This window comes from Romboutsia sp. 1001713B170207_170306_H8, assembly GCF_015550495.1.
In the GTDB taxonomy this organism is placed as follows: Bacteria; Bacillota; Clostridia; order Peptostreptococcales; family Peptostreptococcaceae; genus Romboutsia_E.
This window is the reverse complement of record NZ_JADNAX010000001.1, coordinates 274408-294110: the sequence shown is the minus strand read 5'-3', so window position 1 is coordinate 294110 and position 19703 is coordinate 274408. Positions and strand designations below refer to the sequence as shown.

General features: G+C 27.8%; 18 protein-coding genes. 1 reads left to right on the top strand and 17 read right to left on the bottom strand.

Annotated elements, in window-relative coordinates:
- Both I2A66_RS01425 and I2A66_RS01420 read right to left on the bottom strand, forming a co-directional pair.
- Complete coding sequence (locus tag I2A66_RS01425; RefSeq protein ID WP_195250820.1) at positions 1-1524, bottom strand: YifB family Mg chelatase-like AAA ATPase; 1524 nt, start codon at positions 1522-1524, stop codon at positions 1-3.
- 13 nt (positions 1525-1537) lie between these two features.
- The gene (locus I2A66_RS01420; RefSeq protein ID WP_122638242.1) at positions 1538-1882 is read right to left on the bottom strand and encodes a YraN family protein; all 345 of its coding nucleotides are present in this window, start codon (positions 1880-1882) and stop codon (positions 1538-1540) included.
- A gap of 141 nt (positions 1883-2023) precedes the next feature.
- Here I2A66_RS01420 and I2A66_RS01415 point away from each other — a divergent pair, with 141 nt between their 5' ends.
- A complete protein-coding gene (locus I2A66_RS01415; protein ID WP_195250819.1) occupies positions 2024-3280 on the top strand; it encodes a CapA family protein in 1257 nt (418 codons plus the stop codon).
- A 62-nt stretch (positions 3281-3342) separates the two neighbouring features.
- Here I2A66_RS01415 and I2A66_RS01410 read toward each other — a convergent pair whose 3' ends face one another.
- From I2A66_RS01410 to I2A66_RS01340, 15 genes are all read right to left on the bottom strand, one after another.
- Positions 3343-4461 (bottom strand): iron-containing alcohol dehydrogenase family protein, encoded by a 1119-nt coding sequence (locus I2A66_RS01410; protein ID WP_122638244.1) that lies wholly within the window; start codon positions 4459-4461, stop codon positions 3343-3345.
- A 400-nt stretch (positions 4462-4861) separates the two neighbouring features.
- Positions 4862-5881 carry an alpha-hydroxy-acid oxidizing protein gene (locus tag I2A66_RS01405; protein WP_122638245.1) on the bottom strand — a complete coding sequence of 340 codons (1020 nt, stop codon included), beginning with the start codon at positions 5879-5881 and terminating at the stop codon, positions 4862-4864.
- 50 nt (positions 5882-5931) lie between these two features.
- Positions 5932-6699, bottom strand: coding sequence for a ribonuclease HII (locus tag I2A66_RS01400; RefSeq protein WP_147515548.1), 768 nt, complete (start codon positions 6697-6699; stop codon positions 5932-5934).
- Positions 6700-6885: 186 nt separating this feature from the next.
- The gene (gene brnQ / locus I2A66_RS01395; RefSeq protein WP_195250818.1) at positions 6886-8181 is read right to left on the bottom strand and encodes a branched-chain amino acid transport system II carrier protein; all 1296 of its coding nucleotides are present in this window, start codon (positions 8179-8181) and stop codon (positions 6886-6888) included.
- Positions 8182-8382: 201 nt separating this feature from the next.
- The gene (ylqF, locus tag I2A66_RS01390; RefSeq protein WP_122638519.1) at positions 8383-9276 is read right to left on the bottom strand and encodes a ribosome biogenesis GTPase YlqF; all 894 of its coding nucleotides are present in this window, start codon (positions 9274-9276) and stop codon (positions 8383-8385) included.
- Between the two features lie 272 nt (positions 9277-9548).
- A complete protein-coding gene (rplS, locus tag I2A66_RS01385; RefSeq protein WP_122638248.1) occupies positions 9549-9893 on the bottom strand; it encodes a 50S ribosomal protein L19 in 345 nt (114 codons plus the stop codon).
- A 93-nt stretch (positions 9894-9986) separates the two neighbouring features.
- A complete protein-coding gene (gene trmD / locus I2A66_RS01380) occupies positions 9987-10682 on the bottom strand; it encodes a tRNA (guanosine(37)-N1)-methyltransferase TrmD (protein ID WP_122638249.1) in 696 nt (231 codons plus the stop codon).
- An 8-nt stretch (positions 10683-10690) separates the two neighbouring features.
- Positions 10691-11203 carry a ribosome maturation factor RimM gene (gene rimM / locus I2A66_RS01375; RefSeq protein WP_122638250.1) on the bottom strand — a complete coding sequence of 171 codons (513 nt, stop codon included), beginning with the start codon at positions 11201-11203 and terminating at the stop codon, positions 10691-10693.
- A 79-nt stretch (positions 11204-11282) separates the two neighbouring features.
- Positions 11283-11510 (bottom strand): KH domain-containing protein, encoded by a 228-nt coding sequence (locus I2A66_RS01370; protein WP_122638251.1) that lies wholly within the window; start codon positions 11508-11510, stop codon positions 11283-11285.
- 43 nt (positions 11511-11553) lie between these two features.
- Complete coding sequence (gene rpsP / locus I2A66_RS01365) at positions 11554-11826, bottom strand: 30S ribosomal protein S16 (protein ID WP_122638252.1); 273 nt, start codon at positions 11824-11826, stop codon at positions 11554-11556.
- Between the two features lie 34 nt (positions 11827-11860).
- Positions 11861-13213, bottom strand: a complete 1353-nt coding sequence (gene ffh, locus I2A66_RS01360) for a signal recognition particle protein (protein WP_122638253.1) — start codon at positions 13211-13213, stop codon at positions 11861-11863.
- Positions 13210-13578 carry a YlxM family DNA-binding protein gene (gene ylxM, locus I2A66_RS01355; protein WP_122638254.1) on the bottom strand — a complete coding sequence of 123 codons (369 nt, stop codon included), beginning with the start codon at positions 13576-13578 and terminating at the stop codon, positions 13210-13212. Before ylxM ends, ffh begins: the two co-directional genes overlap by 4 nt.
- Positions 13579-13675: 97 nt before the next feature.
- Positions 13676-14989, bottom strand: coding sequence for a signal recognition particle-docking protein FtsY (gene ftsY / locus I2A66_RS01350; RefSeq protein ID WP_122638255.1), 1314 nt, complete (start codon positions 14987-14989; stop codon positions 13676-13678).
- A gap of 61 nt (positions 14990-15050) precedes the next feature.
- Positions 15051-18605, bottom strand: a complete 3555-nt coding sequence (smc, locus tag I2A66_RS01345) for a chromosome segregation protein SMC (protein ID WP_195250817.1) — start codon at positions 18603-18605, stop codon at positions 15051-15053.
- A 23-nt stretch (positions 18606-18628) separates the two neighbouring features.
- Positions 18629-19699 carry an elongator complex protein 3 gene (locus I2A66_RS01340; RefSeq protein WP_122638257.1) on the bottom strand — a complete coding sequence of 357 codons (1071 nt, stop codon included), beginning with the start codon at positions 19697-19699 and terminating at the stop codon, positions 18629-18631.
- Positions 19700-19703 lie beyond the last annotated feature (4 nt).

The window sequence follows — 19703 nt, the reverse complement described above, 5'->3', positions numbered from 1 at the left end:
CTATCCAAAATACGTATAGTATGCTTTTCTGTATGAAAAAGCTTCATTTATATGGCTTGAATTTATAATTAAAGATTCATCTAAATCCGCTATAGTCCTAGCCATCTTTAATAATTTTGTATAACTTCTATTGCTTAGTTTATATCTATTAAATATTAATCTGATTACATTAATAGCATCATTATCCATTTCAAAATATTGATCTATTTTTGATGACTTTATTTCATTATTAGTTTTTATAATATCATTTTTAAATCTTTTATATTGTATCTTTCTTGCATTCTCAACTCTCTTTTTTATATCACTTGAAGATTCTGATTTTTTACATGTTTTTAAATCGTCAAAAGAAACTTGATTAACTTCTACAAACATATCAAATCTATCTAATAATGGACCCGATATTTTATTTTTATATCTATTAACTTCATATTGCTTACAATTACATTCTTTATCAGACATATAATACCCACAGGGACATGGGTTCATTGCACCGATTAAAAGTAAGTTACATGGATAACTTACACTATATTTTACTCTAGATATATTTATATATTTATCTTCTATTGGCTGTCTTAATGTTTCTAGTATTCTTCTATCAAATTCAGCTATTTCATCTAAGAATAATACACCTCTATGAGATAATACTACTTCTCCAGGTTTAGGATTATTCCCTCCGCCTATTAAAGATTGTTTGGTTGAAGTATGGTGAGGTGATCTAAATGGTCTTTCTTTTACAATTCCAATCTCTTTATCTATAAGTCCTGCTACACTATAAATTTTACTAACTTCTAAAATTTCATCTTTATCTATTTCTGGTAATATTGTCCTTATCCTTTTTGCTATCATAGTTTTTCCGGAACCAGGAGGACCAACCATTAGCAAATTATGATTTCCTGCCGCTGCAATTTCAGCTCCTCTTTTTACAAAGTAGTTTCCTTTTACATCTTTAAAATCTTCATCATACTTAATATCTTCACTGTTTATATAATCTAATTTATTATTAATAATTGTCATATTGTTATTTAAATAATCTATACATTCATTTAACGTTTTTATAGGTATTATATCTATTCCATCTACAAATATGCTTTCTCTAAAGTTTTCAACTGGTATAAATACTCTTTTTATTTTGCACTCTTTCGCTCCTATAATTATCGGCAATATACCTCTAACCCTTCGTAAATTACCATCTAATGACAACTCTCCTATAAACATACTTTCTATTAAGTATTCATCACTCTTTTTTATACAATTTCTAAGTAAGCCTATACATATAGATAAATCTAAAAATGAACCTTCTTTTTTCATATCAGCAGGAGATAAATTAACTACTATCCTAGAGTTAGGAAACTTATATCCACTGTTTATAATTGCAGATTTTACTCTTTCTCTTGATTCTCTAATTTCTGTGCTTGGTAATCCAACAATATTGAAACATGGTATTCCATTTGTTATATCAACCTCTACTTTTGTTAAAAAACTTTCTATGCCAATAATATTACTTGAATTAATTATACTTAGCATTTTACTTCCTTTCCTAAAAGGCATTTATTATATGATTAATTTTATTTTCATTAAAGTAAACTTCTATAACATCAAATCTGATTGGAATATCGTATAATTTATTTATAAAAATATAGTACCTTGCTACATTAGATATCTTTCTAATCTTTTTTATATTAACAGACTCCGACGGATAACCATACTTTATGCTAGACCTTGACTTAACTTCTATAAAAACTAATTCATTATCAATATTCGCTATAATATCTATCTCTCCACTTTTTATCTTATAATTTTTTTCTATTACCCGGGCTCCATTTTTTAAAAGATAAGTTAATGCTATATTTTCCCCCAAATCACCTTTTTCTTTATTATTCATATTTTACTCCTATCTTTAATTTTTTGTAATTATTGTCAATAGAAACTATAAGTATACAAATTTTATGTTTTTGTTGAAATTTTCTTTATTTTATATACTATTTATATCAGGGGATAAAATTTTAAAAGGGGGATAATTTTGATGAATAGGAAAATTGATTTATATCGGGGGATAAAGTTAATTATACTAACAATTTCAATTTCATTATGTCTATTTTTATTTATAGGATGCTCTAGTAGTAAAGATAATGAAATAAGTTTACAATCTACAAATACAAAATCTAATACCAGTACATTTGAACAAACTAACTTAACACTTACTGCAGTTGGAGACGTTATGGCTCATTCACCACAACTAAAAGCTCAATATGATTCTTCTACTAATACATATTCTTTTGATAACAATTTTAAGTATATAAAAGAGTACATAGAAAGCTCTGATTTAAGTATTGCTAACTTAGAAACAACATTAGCTGGAGATAGTATAGGTTATAGTTCTTATCCAACATTTAATACTCCAGATGCTTTAGCTGATGCTCTAAAAAATACTGGTTTGGATATAATATCAACAATAAATAATCATACTTTTGATAAAGGTACATTGGGATTTGAAAGAACACTTAAAGTTTTAAAAGATTTAGGATTTGATACAGTTGGTACTCGAAGTAACGTTGATGATAATGACTATATTATAAAAGAAGTTAATGGTATAAAATTAGGAATAACATCTTATTCCTATGGAGATATAAAAAACTCAAATAAATATCTAAATGGTATACAAATATCAGAAGATTGCAAAGATAAGGCCAATGTATTTAGCTCTACAGATGTAGAAAGTGCTTTTAATACTATCAATTCTACTTTATCTAAATTAGAAAATACTGATATGCAAATAGTTATACTACATTGGGGAAATGAGTATCAAAGAACACCTAGTGATTTTCAATCCAAACTTGCTCAAATGCTATGTGATGAAGGTGTTGATATAATAATAGGTTCCCATCCTCATGTTGTTCAGCCTGTTGATACACTAAAATCTTCAGATGGAGATAATGATACTTTAGTTCTTTACTCTTTAGGAAATTTAATTAGTAATCAAAGAAGAGAATTTTTAGGCTCATCTTATACGGAAGATGGGTTAATGGTAACGATAGATATAACTAAAGATAGCATAGATGAAGAAGCTTATGTAAGTAAGGTTACTTGTATACCTACTTGGGTTAATAAATATACATCAGGTTCTAAATTAGTTTATGAAGTAATTCCTATAGAAGATGAAGTAACTTTAAATACAATGGAAAATTTATCTCAAAATAAAGTAGAAGAATCTTATAATAATACATCTTCTTTAGTAAATACTTCTGACGTAATACATATTGTCAATAATCCTTTTGAATAAAAATAATCCCTATAGACAAATAACCTTGTTCTATAGGGATTATTTTGTATTAATAGTTTATACTACCTTAAACTAATATACATTTCTAAAAGCATATCATCTGTAATTTCAACTGGATTATTGTATAAATTAGGATGATTACTTTTCTTGACTAGTTCATCAATTTGATCATCTAAAAGATTAAGATACTTTAAATCTCTCAAAAGACCTATTTTCTTTTTTAGTTCATATATTGCATCTGCCATATGAAAACTATCATTAAATCCAAGTTTAGTTGCAAATTTATCTAGCCTTCCATTGTCATTTTTTCCATTTATTCTTGTAAAATAATCTAAAGTTAATCCACAAGCTTCTCCATGAGGTATATTGTATATATTAGTTAAAGGAAATGAACAAGCATGAGATGATGTAGTTTTTGGTATAGAAAATGCTAATCCAGCTATTAATGATGCCTCAGACATCTTTTCACGAGCTATTAAATCCTTAGGATTTTCACATGCTCTTGGTAGGTATTCAAATACAAGTTCACATGCGTGTAATGCTAATGCATCGCATATTGGTTGATGATTTTTACTCCAAAATCCTTCTAATGCATGACTTAATACATCAATTCCTGTTGATGCAGTTATATTAGATGGAACAGTATATGTTAACTCTGGATCTATTATTGCAACTTCCGGATAAAATCCATTTGATGCTATAGGAGCCTTTTTACCTAATTTTTCATCTGTTATAACAGAAACACAAGTTACTTCCGATCCTGTTCCTGAAGTTGTCGGTATTGCAAATAATGGAATATGTTCTTTTGGTACCTCAATTCCTGTGCCATGATATTTTGCTATAGAATCATTAGTTAAACATATTGTAGCTGATGCTTTCGCACAATCTATAACACTACCTCCTCCTAATGCTACTATAAACTCAATATTCTTATCTTTTATTAGTTCTGCACATTCATCTACATTTTCAATAGTAGGATTTGGTTGTATATTCGAAAAGATATCTATTATTAACCCTTCACATTCTTCTATTATATTTGATGCTGTATTATTTTTTACTAAAAATTTACTACTCACCAATAATCCATTTTTATATCCTCTATCTTTAATCAATGTTTTTAGATTTTTAATCTTACCATTCCCAAATTCAATTTCTACCGGCTGAGTATATTTCCAATTCATTTATTTTCCTCCTAATTGCTTAGTTGTTAAGTTTAATTATAATATTTCTACTATCTTTATTTAGATGATATCATATTTTATTATCTATTAATATTTTACATATGCAATACCTGCTAGGCAAGCTAATATATCCCATCATCCAGATATCTTAATGTCTCAAAACTATATTCCTTTAGCTTTTTCTATTGATATTTCTAATAGTCCATTTTTTGATCAAGAGTGCATAACGTACTTTCTATCAAATTCTTATATTATTTTCCCGTTTAAATTTTCCACACTTATTATACTTATATACTTCTACATATATAAAAAAGACGCATACATTCCCTAAATAAATGTAGACGTCTTTATCTTATACATTATCATATGTTGTGTTTCTTAGAATGAATAGTATATAAGTTTAATCTTTATATATAACCTTAGAATCAATATCTTTTATATTCTTACATCCTGTTAATATCATAGTAGATTCTAATTCACTTTTTATCTTACTTATATAAGATATTACACCTTCTTTTCCATCACCAAAAGATGCAGTTACAAAAGGTCTTCCTATTAGGACAGCATCTGCACCTAGACCTATCATTTTTAAAACATCAACACCAGTTCTAATTCCTCCATCAGCCAAAATAGTTACTTTTCCTTTTACAGCTTTAGCTATCTTAGGTAATACTTCTGCTACACCTGGAGTGCAATCTAATACTCTACCACCATGATTAGATATAACTATAGCATCTACACCTGCTTCTACAGCCATAATAGCATCTTCTTCTGTCATAATTCCTTTTAATATAAATGGTAGTTCTGTAGATGCTTTTAATTCTTTTATGTCTTCTAATGATTTCGCTACAACAGTTTTTCCATGCATAGATAAAGTAACTAGTCCACAAGCATCTATATCTACACCAACAGCAAATGCTCCAGCTTCTTCAGCTAATTTTATTTTTCTTTTTATATCTTTATTTTCCCATGGTTTTATAAATACAATCCCATTTCCATTATTTTCAGATAAAACTTCAAGATTATCCATTAAGAAAGAATCAACAGCTGTATCACCTACCATAGCGAAAACTCCACTATCTATACATCCTTCTACTACAGGAGTTATATATTCCTTTTCAGTAAGTTTACCACCCATGTTTAAAGTAGTTCCAGTTATTGGAGCTGCAAATATCGGAGAGGTCATAGTTTTTCCAAATAATTCAATAGAAGTATCTGGGTTTGTTACATTATGTATCACTCTCATATTTATTTTTACATTTTCTAAACTCTTAAAATTTTCTATAAAAGAAGATCCACTTCCTTTTCCGCCCATACCTGGTACTTCACCAGCACAAGCCACTCCGTTACATGCTTTACAGACCTTACAACTTCCATTTAGATTTTCTCTAGCATTTTTTAACATTTCTTTATAATCCATCATCATTCCCCCAAATTATTTAAATCTACTAAAATACATTTTCTAATATATTATAACACATTCTTTAAAAAGCTTTTTCTGTGTATTGGGGTTATTCCATTCTTTTCTATAGCTTCATAATGTTCCTTTGTTCCATATCCTTTGTGCCCTTTAAAACCATATTCAGGGTACATTTCATCATATTTATACATAATACTATCTCTTGTAACTTTTGCTAATATACTAGCTGCTGCTATTGATATCGATTTAGAGTCTCCCTTTATTATCGGATTTTGTTTTATATCTATACCTGGTATTGTAGCCGCATCAACTAATAAGTAATCTGGTGATTTTTTCAAACAATTTAAGGCCTTTTTCATTGCCATATAAGTAGCATTTAATATATTAAACTCATCAATTTCTTCATTGTTAACAATTCCTATTCCATAATCAAGTGCTTCACTTTTTATAATATCAAATAATTCGTCTCTTTTGGCTTCACTTAGTTTCTTAGAATCATTTATACCTTCTATCTTAGTTCCTTTTCTAAAAACTACTACAGCTGCTACAACAGGGCCTGCTAAAGGACCTCTTCCAGCTTCATCTATCCCACCTATATAAAGATACCCATTTTCATATCCTTCATTTTCATATAAATTTATTTTTTCTAATCTTTCCTCTTCTTTTCTTATATTATCTAATTTTTTAGCTAATTTAAGAGCTAAGTTTTGTACAGATTTTCTTTCATCATTTCTTAATATATCTATATACTCTAAGTATTTATCAACTTCCAAATTATCAACTATCTCTTTTATCTCTTTTACACTTTTACTTTTCATCTGTTTCTCCTTAATATATGTTGTATGTATATTTTAACATAATTATTTTATTATATAAAATTATTATAAAATTTGTATATTTTTCAAACTTATTATAAGCTTTTTAATAAATTTAGATACTCATATCATTTTATATATATTTATTTAAATAAAAAAATGTGTCTAAATACTTAGACACATTTTTATTTATGCTACTCTATTTAATTTATTATATTTTGCCTTTTTACTTCTTACAAAATTCCCTACAATACCAGCTATAACAACTGGTACTATCCAGTTAAATCCTAAAGATGCAAAAGGTAATTTTAAAACAAATGGTATACTTATATTAAAATCATTGGCAACGGTTAATAAACTTACTATTAATGCTGTATAAGTTGCAAATTTAAATACATTATTATTCTTAATCTTATCACCAAATAATGTTAGTACTATTAATGTTACTGTAGCGGGATATATTAAGCTTAGTATTGGCGCTGAGAATTGTATTATTGTACTTACCCCAAAATTAGATACTATAGCACTAAATATACAAACCACTATAACCACTAACTCATACTTTAATTTTCCATTTGTAAGTTTTGTAAAATATTGCCCTGTTGCTGATGTAAGACCTACTGACGTTGTTAAACATGCAAGACCTACTATTAAAGCAAGAATTATTTTACCTGGTTGCCCAAGTAATGAACTTGTTATATTTACAATTAAAGATGTTTGAACTACATCCACACCATATATTTTTGATACTGTTGCCCCTAAATATGCAAGTCCTCCGTAAACTAAACACAATCCTATTGACGCAACAATCCCTGCTTGTAAAGTTAACTTAACTTTTAACTTTTCATCTTTATATCCTTTATTAGCTATAGTCGCTATTATAACTGTAGATAACGCTACAGCTCCTAACGTATCCATAGTTTGATATCCTTGATTTATACCTTCAACAAATACATTTTCAATCATAGAAGTTGAACTTATATCTCCTAATGGACTAACTATTCCTGATATTATTAATACAGCTAATGCTATTAATAATGCAGGTGTTAACACTAATCCTATTATATCAACAACTTTTGAAGGTTTTATTGTAAGTAATAAAGTTAATACAAAGAATATTATTGAGAATATAACTGGATTAAACCCTCCAAATAAAGGAGCTATTCCCATCTCAAATGTAGTTGCTGCAGTTCTTGGTATTGCTAAAAGCGGACCTAAGCAAACCATAATAGCACAACCTAAAACTATTGATAATATTTTTCCTGATCTAGATAAAATTTTACTTACTTCTCCATTACATTTTGCAGCTGCAAGCATTGCTAATAAAGCTAATCCTACATCAGCTAATACAAACCCTGCAAATCCAGTTAACCAACTGGATCCTGATACTAATCCTAAGTATGGTGGAAAAATTAAGTTACCTGCTCCAAAGAACATGGCAAATAATGCAAATCCTACCACCATTATATCTTTTATATTTCGCATATAATGCCTCCTAATATTTCATATCAAATTTATAATTTCAATTCATTATATATTTTATTTTCTAAATTGTCAATCATATTAGAAATTTTAGTTTATTTGTATTTTTTTGTAAAATATAATACTTTTTAAATAAAAAAGGTTATATTAAATATAATTAACCTATGGGTATTTAACTTATATTTAATATAACCTATATTTAATTTATTTTATGTCTTCTGGAACTTCTAAACTTATTAGTCCAATTTTTCCTTCTCTAAATTCATTTAAAACAGTAAATGCTATACGAGTATAATCTAACTCTTTTCTTCCTGTTATAAATCCTCTTTTACGACCTATCATATCCATAGTTTCAAGTCCAGTTTCACCTAGTTCTTCTAATTTATATCTAGCTTTTAATTTTTCTGGTTCTATAATTATAAGTTTTTCTATTAACTTTAAAGCTAAAGTTTCTACATCAAGAACTTCATCTTTTATAGCTCTACTGAATGCTAGATTTAAAGCCACCTCTTGATCTTCAAACTTTGGCCAAAGTATACCTGGTGTATCTAGTAGTTCTAGGTTACCTTTTAATCTAACCCACTGTTTACCCTTTGTTACACCTGGCTTATCTCCAGTCACTGTACTTTTTCTTCCTGTTAATTTATTTATTATAGAGGATTTACCAACATTAGGAACTCCAACTATCATTATTCTTATCGGTCTTTCTTTTCTTCCTTTTTCTTTAAGAGCATCCATTTTATCCTTAGTAACATTTTTACACTCTTCAATTAGCTTATTAAGCCCAGAACCTTTCATAGTATCTACAGGTATAGCTTTTATACCTTGTTGTTTATAGTAATTTATCCATCTATTTAATTTATTTTTGTCTGCTAAGTCACTCTTGTTTAAGATAACTACTCTAGGTTTATTTCCTGCAAGTTTATCTATATCTGGATTTTTACTACTATATGGAATTCTCGCATCTAAAAGCTCTACAACTACATCTACTAACTTTAAATTATTTCTAACTAAATCCTTAGTCTTTTTCATATGACCAGGATACCAGTTTATATGTAAATTATCATCTACAAGATAATCCTCGTAATCAGATCTCATTTTGTCTCCTCTTGCCATGAATATCACTCCTTCATTTAACTATTTTTTTATATCGAACTTATTCATTATATCATAATCTTTGATTATATGATAATAATTGTAATACTATCTATTATCTCTATGGTTTTCATATTTTAAACTTACTATTCCATTATATGAATATATATTTTGACTTTACTAAGTTTTTATAATCTGCATACTTATATGAAAAAAGAGTTATTCAAGTGATTAAATCACCTAAATAACTCTTTTATTTATAGTAAAGTCTCTAATTATCTAGCTTCTTTTATCTTAGCAGCTTTACCAACTCTACCTCTTAGGTAAGTTAATTTAGCTCTTCTTACCTTACCTCTTCTAGTTACTTCTATCTTTTCTAATTTTGGAGAGTGAACTGGGAAAGTTCTTTCTACTCCAACGTTGAAAGATATTTTTCTAACTGTGAAAGTTTCTCTAGCTCCAGCACCTTGTCTCTTTAATACAACACCTTCAAATACTTGAACTCTTTCTCTTTTTCCTTCAACTATTTTAACGTGTACTTTTACTGTGTCCCCAGGTCCAAAGTTAGGAACATCGTTTCTTAATTGTTCTTGTTCTAATGATCTTAATATTTCGTTCATTTTTTCCTCCTAGTATCATAGACGTTCTTAATACTGACCAAGTAGCAGAGGAACGCCCGTATTTTTCGACATTATTGATTATACTATATATTTTTATTTCTTACAAGTCTTTTTGTACAAATCTGGTCTTCTTTCCTTTGTAACTTTTAATGACTCTTCATATCTCCACTGCTCAATTTTCTTATGATTTCCAGAAAGTAAAACATCTGGAACCTTAAGTCCCATAAATTCTCTTGGTCTTGTGTAATGAGGATATTCTAATAAATTATCTTTAAATGATTCTTCTTCAAAAGATTCATTTTGACTAAGAACTCCTGGTATAAGTCTTGATATAGAATCTATTAATATGAGTGCAGGAAGCTCTCCTCCTGTTAATACATAATCTCCTATAGATATCTCATCTGTTACTATTAAATCTATTACTCTTTGATCTATGCCTTCATAGTGACCGCATAGAAGTATTATATCTTCATTAGTTGACATATCATTAGCTATTTCTTGACTATGTACCTTTCCTTTTGGCGTTAAATAAATAACTCTAGGTTCTTTTATATCATGAGTATTTACTATATGCTTATAAGTATCATATATAGGTTGTGGTGTCATAAGCATCCCTGCTCCTCCACCAAAAGGATAATCATCTACTTTTTTGTGTTTATTGTTAGAGAAGTCTCTAATATTATATATATAAACTTCTATTATCCCTTTTTCAACAGCTCTTTTCATTATGCTTTCATTCATATAAGAATTGAAGATTTCTGGGAAAAGGGTCATTATGTGAAATCTCATTTTATCACCTAGTCTAACATTCCCTTAATAGGGTCTATTATCATCTTTCTTTCATTCATATCTATAGTTGGAACAAATTTCATTATAGCAGGTATTAAATATTCTTTTTCATCACCTTTAACAACATATACATCATTAGCAGCATATTGAAGAACATCTTTTAATGTTCCTACCTTTTCTCCGTTTACAGTAAATACCTCAAGTCCTATCATATCAGCTATAAAATATTCTTCTTCATCAAGATCTCTTCCATCTTCTCTAGATACATATATAAATTTATCTCTTAATATTTCTGCCTTTTCTATAGAGTCTACATCTTTTATCTTCATAATTACAAGATTACCCTTGTATCTAACTCTTTCTACATTCCATTTGGTATCAAAATCTTTGTCTAAATAAAAAGTATCTAAATCATCAAATCTATTTATATCATCAGTAAAAGGATAAACTCTTACTTCACCCTTTAAACCTTGAGTATTAACTATTTTACCAACTTTAAAATGTGTTAATTTTTTGCTCATATCTTCCACCTTGCTTTCGAGAAAATTACGTTTTATTTTGTATTATAAGCAAAAAGGACTAGGTATATACCTAATCCTTCTATACTATCTCAAGAGAAACTTTTTTGTTTTCTCTATTTGCAGCAGATCTTATGACAGTTCTTATAGCTTTAGCTATTCTGCCCTGCTTACCGATAACCTTACCCATATCATCTTGAGAAACTCTAAGAGTTAAGACTATTTCATCTTTCTTTATAGTTTCTTCAATCTTTACTTCGTCAGGATTATCAACTAGAGCTTTAGCTATATCTAACACTAGCTCTTTCATATATTTCATCTCCTAATATAGGCTTCTACTATTATTTAATGAATTACTTTGCTTGCTTAGAAGCTTCGAATTTTTCCATTACTCCGTTGTTAACTAATAAAGTTTTAACAGTATCAGTTGGTTGAGCCCCATTTGATAACCACTTTACAGCTTTCTCATCGTTTATTTTTATTTGCTTTGGTTGAGAAACTGGATTATAGTATCCTATTTCTTCTATGAATTTTCCATCTCTTGGAGATCTAGAATCCGCAACTACTATTCTGTAGAAAGGTTTTTTGTTTGATCCCATTCTTTTTAATCTTATTTTAACTGCCATTACAGTCACCTCCGAATATTTTTTGTCTTTTTATTTATTTAAAGAAAGGAAGTCCGGCAAAACCGCCCCTTTTCTTCATGCTTTTTTGTGAGCCTGTAAACATCTTCATCATTTTTTTCATTTCATTTAATTGTTTTATCATTCTGTTTACATCTTGTACACTCGTACCACTACCCTTTGCAATTCTTTTTTTCCTAGAAGCATTTAATAGTGATGGATCTCTTCTTTCTTCTAGTGTCATTGATTGTATTATAGCTCTACTTCTCTTCATTTCTTTTCCATTAAGATCAACATCACCAAGCTGGTCTTTTATATTCCCCATACCTGGTATCATGCCTAACACTTTATCAAGAGGACCCATATTTTGAATTTGTTCCATTTGTTGTAGTAGATCTTCAAAATCAAATTCTTGTTTTTTGATCTTTTGCTCTAATTCTTTAGCTTTATCTAAATCTATGTTTTCTTGTGCTTTTTCTATTAGACTTAGGACATCACCCATACCTAATATTCTAGATGCCATTCTATCTGGATGGAAAGGTTCTAAATCTTCTAACTTCTCACCCATACCTATAAACTTAATAGGCTTTTTAGTTACTGCTCTTATTGAAAGTGCAGCACCACCTCTAGTATCACCATCTAGTTTAGTTAAAACTACTCCATCTATTCCAAGTGCTTCATTAAAGCTTTCAGATACATTAACTGCATCTTGGCCTGTCATAGAATCTACAACTAAAAGTATTTCATGTGGCTTAACTTCCGATTTTATCGACTTTAATTCATCCATTAAAGCTTCATCAATATGAAGTCTACCAGCTGTATCTATTATAACTAAATCATGATTATTTTTAATTGCATGACTTAATCCTGCTTTTGCAATATTTACAGGGCTTTCTTTATCACCCATATTAAATACTGGTATATCTAATTTTTCACCTACAACTTGTAACTGCTTAATAGCTGCCGGTCTATAAATATCGCCTGCTATTAGTAAAGGTCTTTTACCCTGTTTTTTAAAGTATCCACCTAATTTACCTGATGTAGTAGTTTTACCAGCACCTTGAAGACCAACCATCATTATTATTGTTGGTGGCTTTGGTGATATCATTATTTTACTTTGAACATCACCCATTAAACTTGTAAGCTCTTCATTTACTATTTTTATAACATGTTGTGCAGGATTTAATCCTTGCATTACTTCTTGCCCAACACATCTTTCTTGAACTGTTTTAACAAAATCTTTAACTACCTTAAAGTTAACATCTGCTTCTAAAAGAGCTAATTTAACTTCTCTCATTGCACTTTTAACATCATCTTCAGTAAGTCTACCTTTTGATTTTAATTTACTAAGTGCACCTTGTAGTTTATCTGATAATCCTTCAAATATCATTTTAACATCTCCCTACATATATCTTCTACATTTTCTAGCTTAGGGATTAAATTAGCACAATCTCTATTTTGCAATAAATCTTGTTTAATGTCAACAATTTTATTTTGTACAAGCTTAACAAATTCTTCCTGTTCTTTAAGTTTCGAAACTAACTTAAGCTTGTCCTCATAATCTCTCAGGATTTTTTCTGAACGCTTTAATGTATCATACACACCCTGTCTTGATACATTTAAATTTTCACTTATTTCCCCCAGAGAATAATCTTCTTCATAATATAAAGATACAATTTCTCTTTGCTTTTCAGTCAATAATTCCTTATATTGCTGAAATAACAACCCAATCTCAATCATCTTCTCTAAATTCATTTATTCACTTCCTAAGTGATTTACTGTAAAGGTTATTTACTTTACACATTGTATTTTATATTAAATTTTATATGTTGTCAACATTTATTTTTATACGCTAATTATTCCCAAATAGTGCATCTGAAAATGCTTTTGCATCAAAATCTTGTAAGTCTTCTACACTTTCTCCAACACCAATTAACTTCACTGGAACATCAACTTCAGATTTAACTGCTAATACAACTCCCCCCTTTGCTGTACCATCTAATTTAGTAAGTACTATTCCAGTTATATCTGCTACTTCTTTAAATGTTTTAGCTTGAGACACTGCATTTTGTCCTGTTGTAGCATCTACTACTAATAAAACTTCTCTTTTAGCTTCTGGGAATTCTCTATCTACTATTTTAAATACTTTTCCTAATTCATTCATTAAGTTGGCTTTATTATGTAATCTTCCTGCAGTATCACAGATTAATAAATCTACACTTCTAGCTTTAGCTGCTTTTATAGCATCAAATATTACAGCACCTGGGTCTGCACCTTCTTGATGTTTTATTATATCCACATTACTTCTATTTGCCCATACTTCTAACTGTTCTATTGCTGCAGCTCTAAATGTATCTCCTGCTGCTAAAAGTACTTTTTTACCTTCTGACTTATATCTGTTAGCAAGCTTTCCTATAGTAGTAGTTTTACCAACTCCATTTACACCTACCATAAGTATTATAGTTGGAGAGTGTTCTACATCTAATTTAGAATTATCTGAAGTAAGTATTTCTTCTACTATTATTTGTAACTCACCTCTAACATCTTGAGGGTCTGTTATTCCCTTTGACTTTATTACATCTCTTAATTTTTCTATTATGTCCATAGTTGTATTAACACCAACATCTGCAGTTATTAATACTTCTTCTAAGTCTTCTAATAATTCTTCATCTACTTTTTTATATGACTTTAATACTGTATCTATTTTGTCAGTTATTCCTTGCTTTGCTTTAGTTAATCCTTGTTTTAATCTATTAAATAAGCTAACTTTTTCTTCCTTAGAATCTTCTATGACTGATTCTTGTACTTCATCTTCACTATTTATTTCTTCTTTATTATCATCAATATTTTCAATAGCTTCTTTTACTTCATTAAGTTCTTCTTTTGATTTAGATTCTTCAATAACATTTTTTGCTTCTTCTATATTATTTATAGTTTCTGGCTCTTTTATATCTTCTTTTACTTCTTCTATTGCTTCTTCCTTTATAGTTTTAAAAACCTCATCTAAAACTTTATCTTCATTTTCTAATTCATTTTCATTTACAGTATCTATTGTTATTTCATCATTATGTACATCTTCATTATTCTCTAAGTTTTCTACTATTTCTTCATTCTCTTTTATTTCTTCTTGCTTTTTTTTACTAAACTTAAATATTTTTTTAAACACTTATATTTCCTCCAAATAAATTGAATTTTATATAGTAGGTAGCATTAACTACCTACCATATTTATATAATATCAGTTAGTTCTTCCGCTTCTTTTAATTTCAAACTAATAACTTTAGATATTGCTTTTTCCTGCATAGTTACTCCATATATATAGTCTGCAGCTTCCATAGTACCTCTTCTATGAGTAACTGCTATAAATTGAGTATCTTGAGCTAATTCTTTTAAAAAGTCTCCAAACCTAGCTATATTCGCATCATCAAGTGGTGCTTCTATCTCGTCTAATATACAAAACGGAGTTGGTTTAGCTAATAATATGGAGAATAATATACTTATTGCAGTAAGTGCTTTTTCTCCTCCAGATAATAAACTTAAGTTTTTCATCTTCTTTCCTGGTGGTTGAGCTGTTATTTCTATATCACTTTCTAATATATTATCTTTATCTAAAATAGTAAGTACACCATGTCCTCCACCAAATAGCCTCTTATATACAAATTTAAAGTTTTCATTTATTTCATTAAATTTGACTTCAAACTCAATCTTCATATTTTCTTCTAAATCAGCTATAAGTTTTTCTATGACCTCTATAGATTCTTCTAAATCTTGTTTTTGCTCTTTGTAAAAATCATATCTTTCCTTTACTTCTTCATATTCTTTTATAGAATCTACATTTACATTACCTAAATTTCTAATTTCTCTTTTTAAACTTTCTAAAAGTTTTTTATCTATAACTACATTTTCATCTTTAAATTCTACTGCTTGTACAAAAGTTAATTCGTAGTTTTCATAAAGCTTATTTATATACGTTTCCTTTGATGACTTTAATCTTTCAAACTTTCCTTGTAATTTAAATAAACTCTCTTTTAAATCAATAAACTTTCTATCTGCTGATTTTAATTCTTTGTTAAATTCATCTAACTTTTGTTTTAAATCATCTTTTAATATCTTTTTATTTTCTAGACTTTCATTACTATGTTTTAATTGATTATTTAAGTTTTCTTTTTCATTTTGCTCTAACTTAATATTCTCTTCTAATTCTAGAATTTGTTTCTCTTGATGTTTTGATGAAGATTCAAGTATCTTTACTTTTTCTTCATATTCTTTATTTTCTTTACTTATTCTTTCTATATCTTTAATCAATCCTTGATACATTTGTTTATATTTCACTAAATCTAAATTAAGCTCATCAAATTCAGTTTTGTATTCTTCATATGAATTAGTATTATTAATTAATTCTTCACTTAGTAATGCTATCTGTTTTTTATTTTCATTATGTCTATTATCTATATCTGATATTTCTCTATTTATAAAATTAGTTTTTTCTAGTGTTTCATTTAAGTAAGATCCAAGTTGTGATTTTTCACTTTCTAGTTTATTACTATTTTCTTGTAGTGTATTTATTTCATCATTTAATCTACTTATATTTGATTTTGATAAAATCACATCTTTTTCTATATTTGATAAATCTAACTTACATATTTCAATAGTTTCTCTAGTTTCAATTATTGATTTTCCAACTTCTTCTTTTGTTTTTACTAAATTTTCTGTTTCTATATTCATAGACTTTATTTTTTCAGTATACTCTGATATAAGCCTTTTTCTTGATAGTATATTCCCATTAGTTCTTAAGCTTCCTCCAGTTAGTGAGCCTCCTGGATTTAGTATTTCACCATCTAAAGTTACTATCTTAAATTTATGGTTAGTCTCTTTAGCAAACTTTATTCCATTATCTATATTATCAATTATTATAGTTCTACCTAATATATTTTCTAGTATATTTTTATATTTTTCATCATATGAAATTAAATCACTAGCAACACCTATATAATTAGTACTAGATCTTATATTTCTTGTATCAATCTTATTAGATCTTATTATATTCATAGGTAAAAAAGTAACTCTACCTAGATTATTACTTTTTAAATAGTTTATAGCAAATTTAGCACTATGTTCATCTTTGGTAATTATATTTTGCATATATGCACCAAGTGCTGCCTCTATAGCTTTTTCATATTTTTCATCAACACTTACTACTTGCCCTAATGCTCCATATATACCTTGTAAACTTTTATTCTTTAAAACTTCTTTAACACCTCTATTAAATCCTTCATAGTGATTTTCCATATCTATATATATATTAAGTTTAGATTTATAGTCATTTAAACTATACATATTATTTTGTATCTTACGTTCAAAATTATTATTTTTCTCAACTAGATCTTTTAACTTTAAATTTAAACTTTGTATTTCTTCTTTTAAGTCATCATTTTTTTTGTTTTCTAAGTTAAGTTTTAATGTTAATTTATCTAATTCAGATTTTTTATCATTTAATTTTTCACTTAATTCATTTATATCACTATCTATAGTTTCACTTCTAGAATTAATATTTTCTTTATTAGCATTTAAAGTTGAAAGCTTATTACTTGCATCTTGCTTTTTACTTAATAAGTTTATTATATCATCTTTTAAATTCTCTATTTTATTATTTAAAGATTCTATACTTACTTTTTTATTAGTATTTTTTAGTTCAATAATCTTTATAGATTCTTCTAATTTACTTATTTGATTCTCTTTTTCTAATTTTTGCGATTGTAAGTTTTGCAATGATAACTTATCATCACTTAACTTTTCTTTTACATCACTTGCTTCTTTATTTTTTCTTTCAATTTCACTACTAAAATTTTTAATTCTCTCATTTATAAGATTTATTTCATAGTCTTTTTGAGATATTACTGATTTAATAGAATTTATATAATCTATAGATTTGTTTATAGATTCATCCATTTCTTCTATATCTTTATTAGTTTGATTAAAGTTATTTTCAATATTTAACTTTTCTTTTTCTATCTCACAAGATTGAGATTCAAGTAATTCATTATGCTTATTTACTTCTTTTAACTCTTGTTCTAAGTCTTCAATTTCTTTTATAAAACTATTTACTTCTATTGTTTTTAACTTTTCTTTAAGATCTATATATTTTTTTGCCTTTAATTGTTGATTAAATAGCGGCTTTAGTTGATTTTCAATTTCTATATATATATCATCTATTCTTTCTAAGTTTTCTTTAGTACTTTTTAAATTTCTTTCTGCTTCTTGCTTTTTGTATCTGTATTTAGATATACCACAAGCTTCATCAAATACTTTTCTTCTATTTACAGGATTATTACTAAGTATTTCATCTACCTTACCTTGTTCTATAATAGAATAACCGTCCTTACCTATACCTGTATCTAATAGTATTTCTTTTATATCTTTTAATCTACAAGATTTATTATTTAAAAAGAACTCACTTTCTCCATTTCTATATGCTCTTCTTTTTATTGTTACTTCACTAAACTCTAAATCTAACTGATTGTCACTATTATCTATAGTAAGTGCAACTTCACAGTAGTTCATAGGCTTTTTAGTGTCTGTCCCTGCAAAGATAACGTCTTCTAATTTTTCACCTCTAAGACTTTTTACACTTTGCTCTCCTAATACCCATCTTACAGCATCTGAGATATTACTTTTTCCACTTCCATTGGGACCAACTATTGCTGTCACACCTTCTTTAAAAACTATATCAGTTTTTGTAGGGAAGGATTTAAATCCCTTTAATTCTAATCTTTTTAAGTACAAACCGATCTCTCCCTTCAATAAAACTAAAGGTTATAAATATCATATAAACTACTGTATATGTCATTCATGTTTATCTTTATAGACTTATGATCATCTAATATTATTTCTAAATTATTTATATCAATATCGTCTTCTTTTGTTTTTAAATTAATATTTAATTCATTTTTCATATAATTAAAGTTAGACTTTTTATTTCCTACTATTTTAGAAATATTTTTCTTATTGGTTTTTACTATTATATTTTTTTCAACCTTATTCTCTTTAGCTATATAAGTTAAATAATCTTTTATCATCTCAGATTCTGCTAATTCTCTAAATGCTGGATGATGTGGTCCATCTACTACTGCTTTACCAATTTGTATATCCTCTGTAGCCTGAAGACCTACTCTTATAACATTTATATTATTTACATAATATAAAGTTAAAAGCTTTTTTACTATTTTAATACATTGTTCTAAACTAAATGGTGTATACTCACCTTTATTTAATAGTATTTCAAGACCTGTATCTTTAACAACTAATGTCGGATATATTCTCACACAATCTGGCTCAAGTTCTATAAATTTCTTAGCCGTACTTAAGCACTTTTCTTCGTTATCCGATGGAAGTCCAACCATCATTTGTAATCCTAACTTAATTCCGCTTTTCTTTATTAGTTTTGCGCTATTTATTACAGATTCTGTATCATGACCTCTAACACTATCTATTAATACATTCTTATCCATTGATTGAACACCAAGTTCAATTATACTTACCTTGTATGTTTTTAATCTATTTAAAATATCTTCACTTATACAATCCGGTCTTGTTGACATTCTAATATCTTGTATTAATCCTTTTTCTACATATTCTTTTGCTACTGACAATAAATCATTTTGTATATATTCATCTATTGCAGTAAAACTGCCTCCAAAAAATGCAACTTCCACACTTGCATCTTTATCTATAGTAGGCAAGTATTCTTCAATAATATTTCTAACCTCTTCACTTGTAACATCAGTACTTACTCCTGTTATCTTTTTTTGATTACAGAATATACAATCATGAGGACAACCTCTATGTGGTACAAATATAGGTATTATTCTTTTTTTCATCATC

What these genes read in the sequence shown, in the direction of transcription:
- I2A66_RS01425 (WP_195250820.1), bottom strand. Translation starts at nt 1,524, where the DNA reads ATGCTAAGTATAATTAATTCAAGTAATATTATTGGCATAGAAAGTTTT.
- I2A66_RS01420 (WP_122638242.1), bottom strand. Translation starts at nt 1,882, where the DNA reads ATGAATAATAAAGAAAAAGGTGATTTGGGGGAAAATATAGCATTAACT.
- I2A66_RS01415 (WP_195250819.1), top strand. Translation starts at nt 2,024, where the DNA reads ATGAATAGGAAAATTGATTTATATCGGGGGATAAAGTTAATTATACTA.
- I2A66_RS01410 (WP_122638244.1), bottom strand. Translation starts at nt 4,461, where the DNA reads ATGAATTGGAAATATACTCAGCCGGTAGAAATTGAATTTGGGAATGGT.
- I2A66_RS01405 (WP_122638245.1), bottom strand. Translation starts at nt 5,881, where the DNA reads ATGGATTATAAAGAAATGTTAAAAAATGCTAGAGAAAATCTAAATGGA.
- I2A66_RS01400 (WP_147515548.1), bottom strand. Translation starts at nt 6,699, where the DNA reads ATGAAAAGTAAAAGTGTAAAAGAGATAAAAGAGATAGTTGATAATTTG.
- brnQ (WP_195250818.1), bottom strand. Translation starts at nt 8,181, where the DNA reads ATGCGAAATATAAAAGATATAATGGTGGTAGGATTTGCATTATTTGCC.
- ylqF (WP_122638519.1), bottom strand. Translation starts at nt 9,276, where the DNA reads ATGAGATCTGATTACGAGGATTATCTTGTAGATGATAATTTACATATA.
- rplS (WP_122638248.1), bottom strand. Translation starts at nt 9,893, where the DNA reads ATGAACGAAATATTAAGATCATTAGAACAAGAACAATTAAGAAACGAT.
- trmD (WP_122638249.1), bottom strand. Translation starts at nt 10,682, where the DNA reads ATGAGATTTCACATAATGACCCTTTTCCCAGAAATCTTCAATTCTTAT.
- rimM (WP_122638250.1), bottom strand. Translation starts at nt 11,203, where the DNA reads ATGAGCAAAAAATTAACACATTTTAAAGTTGGTAAAATAGTTAATACT.
- I2A66_RS01370 (WP_122638251.1), bottom strand. Translation starts at nt 11,510, where the DNA reads ATGAAAGAGCTAGTGTTAGATATAGCTAAAGCTCTAGTTGATAATCCT.
- rpsP (WP_122638252.1), bottom strand. Translation starts at nt 11,826, where the DNA reads ATGGCAGTTAAAATAAGATTAAAAAGAATGGGATCAAACAAAAAACCT.
- ffh (WP_122638253.1), bottom strand. Translation starts at nt 13,213, where the DNA reads ATGATATTTGAAGGATTATCAGATAAACTACAAGGTGCACTTAGTAAA.
- ylxM (WP_122638254.1), bottom strand. Translation starts at nt 13,578, where the DNA reads ATGAATTTAGAGAAGATGATTGAGATTGGGTTGTTATTTCAGCAATAT.
- I2A66_RS01340 (WP_122638257.1), bottom strand. Translation starts at nt 19,699, where the DNA reads ATGAAAAAAAGAATAATACCTATATTTGTACCACATAGAGGTTGTCCT.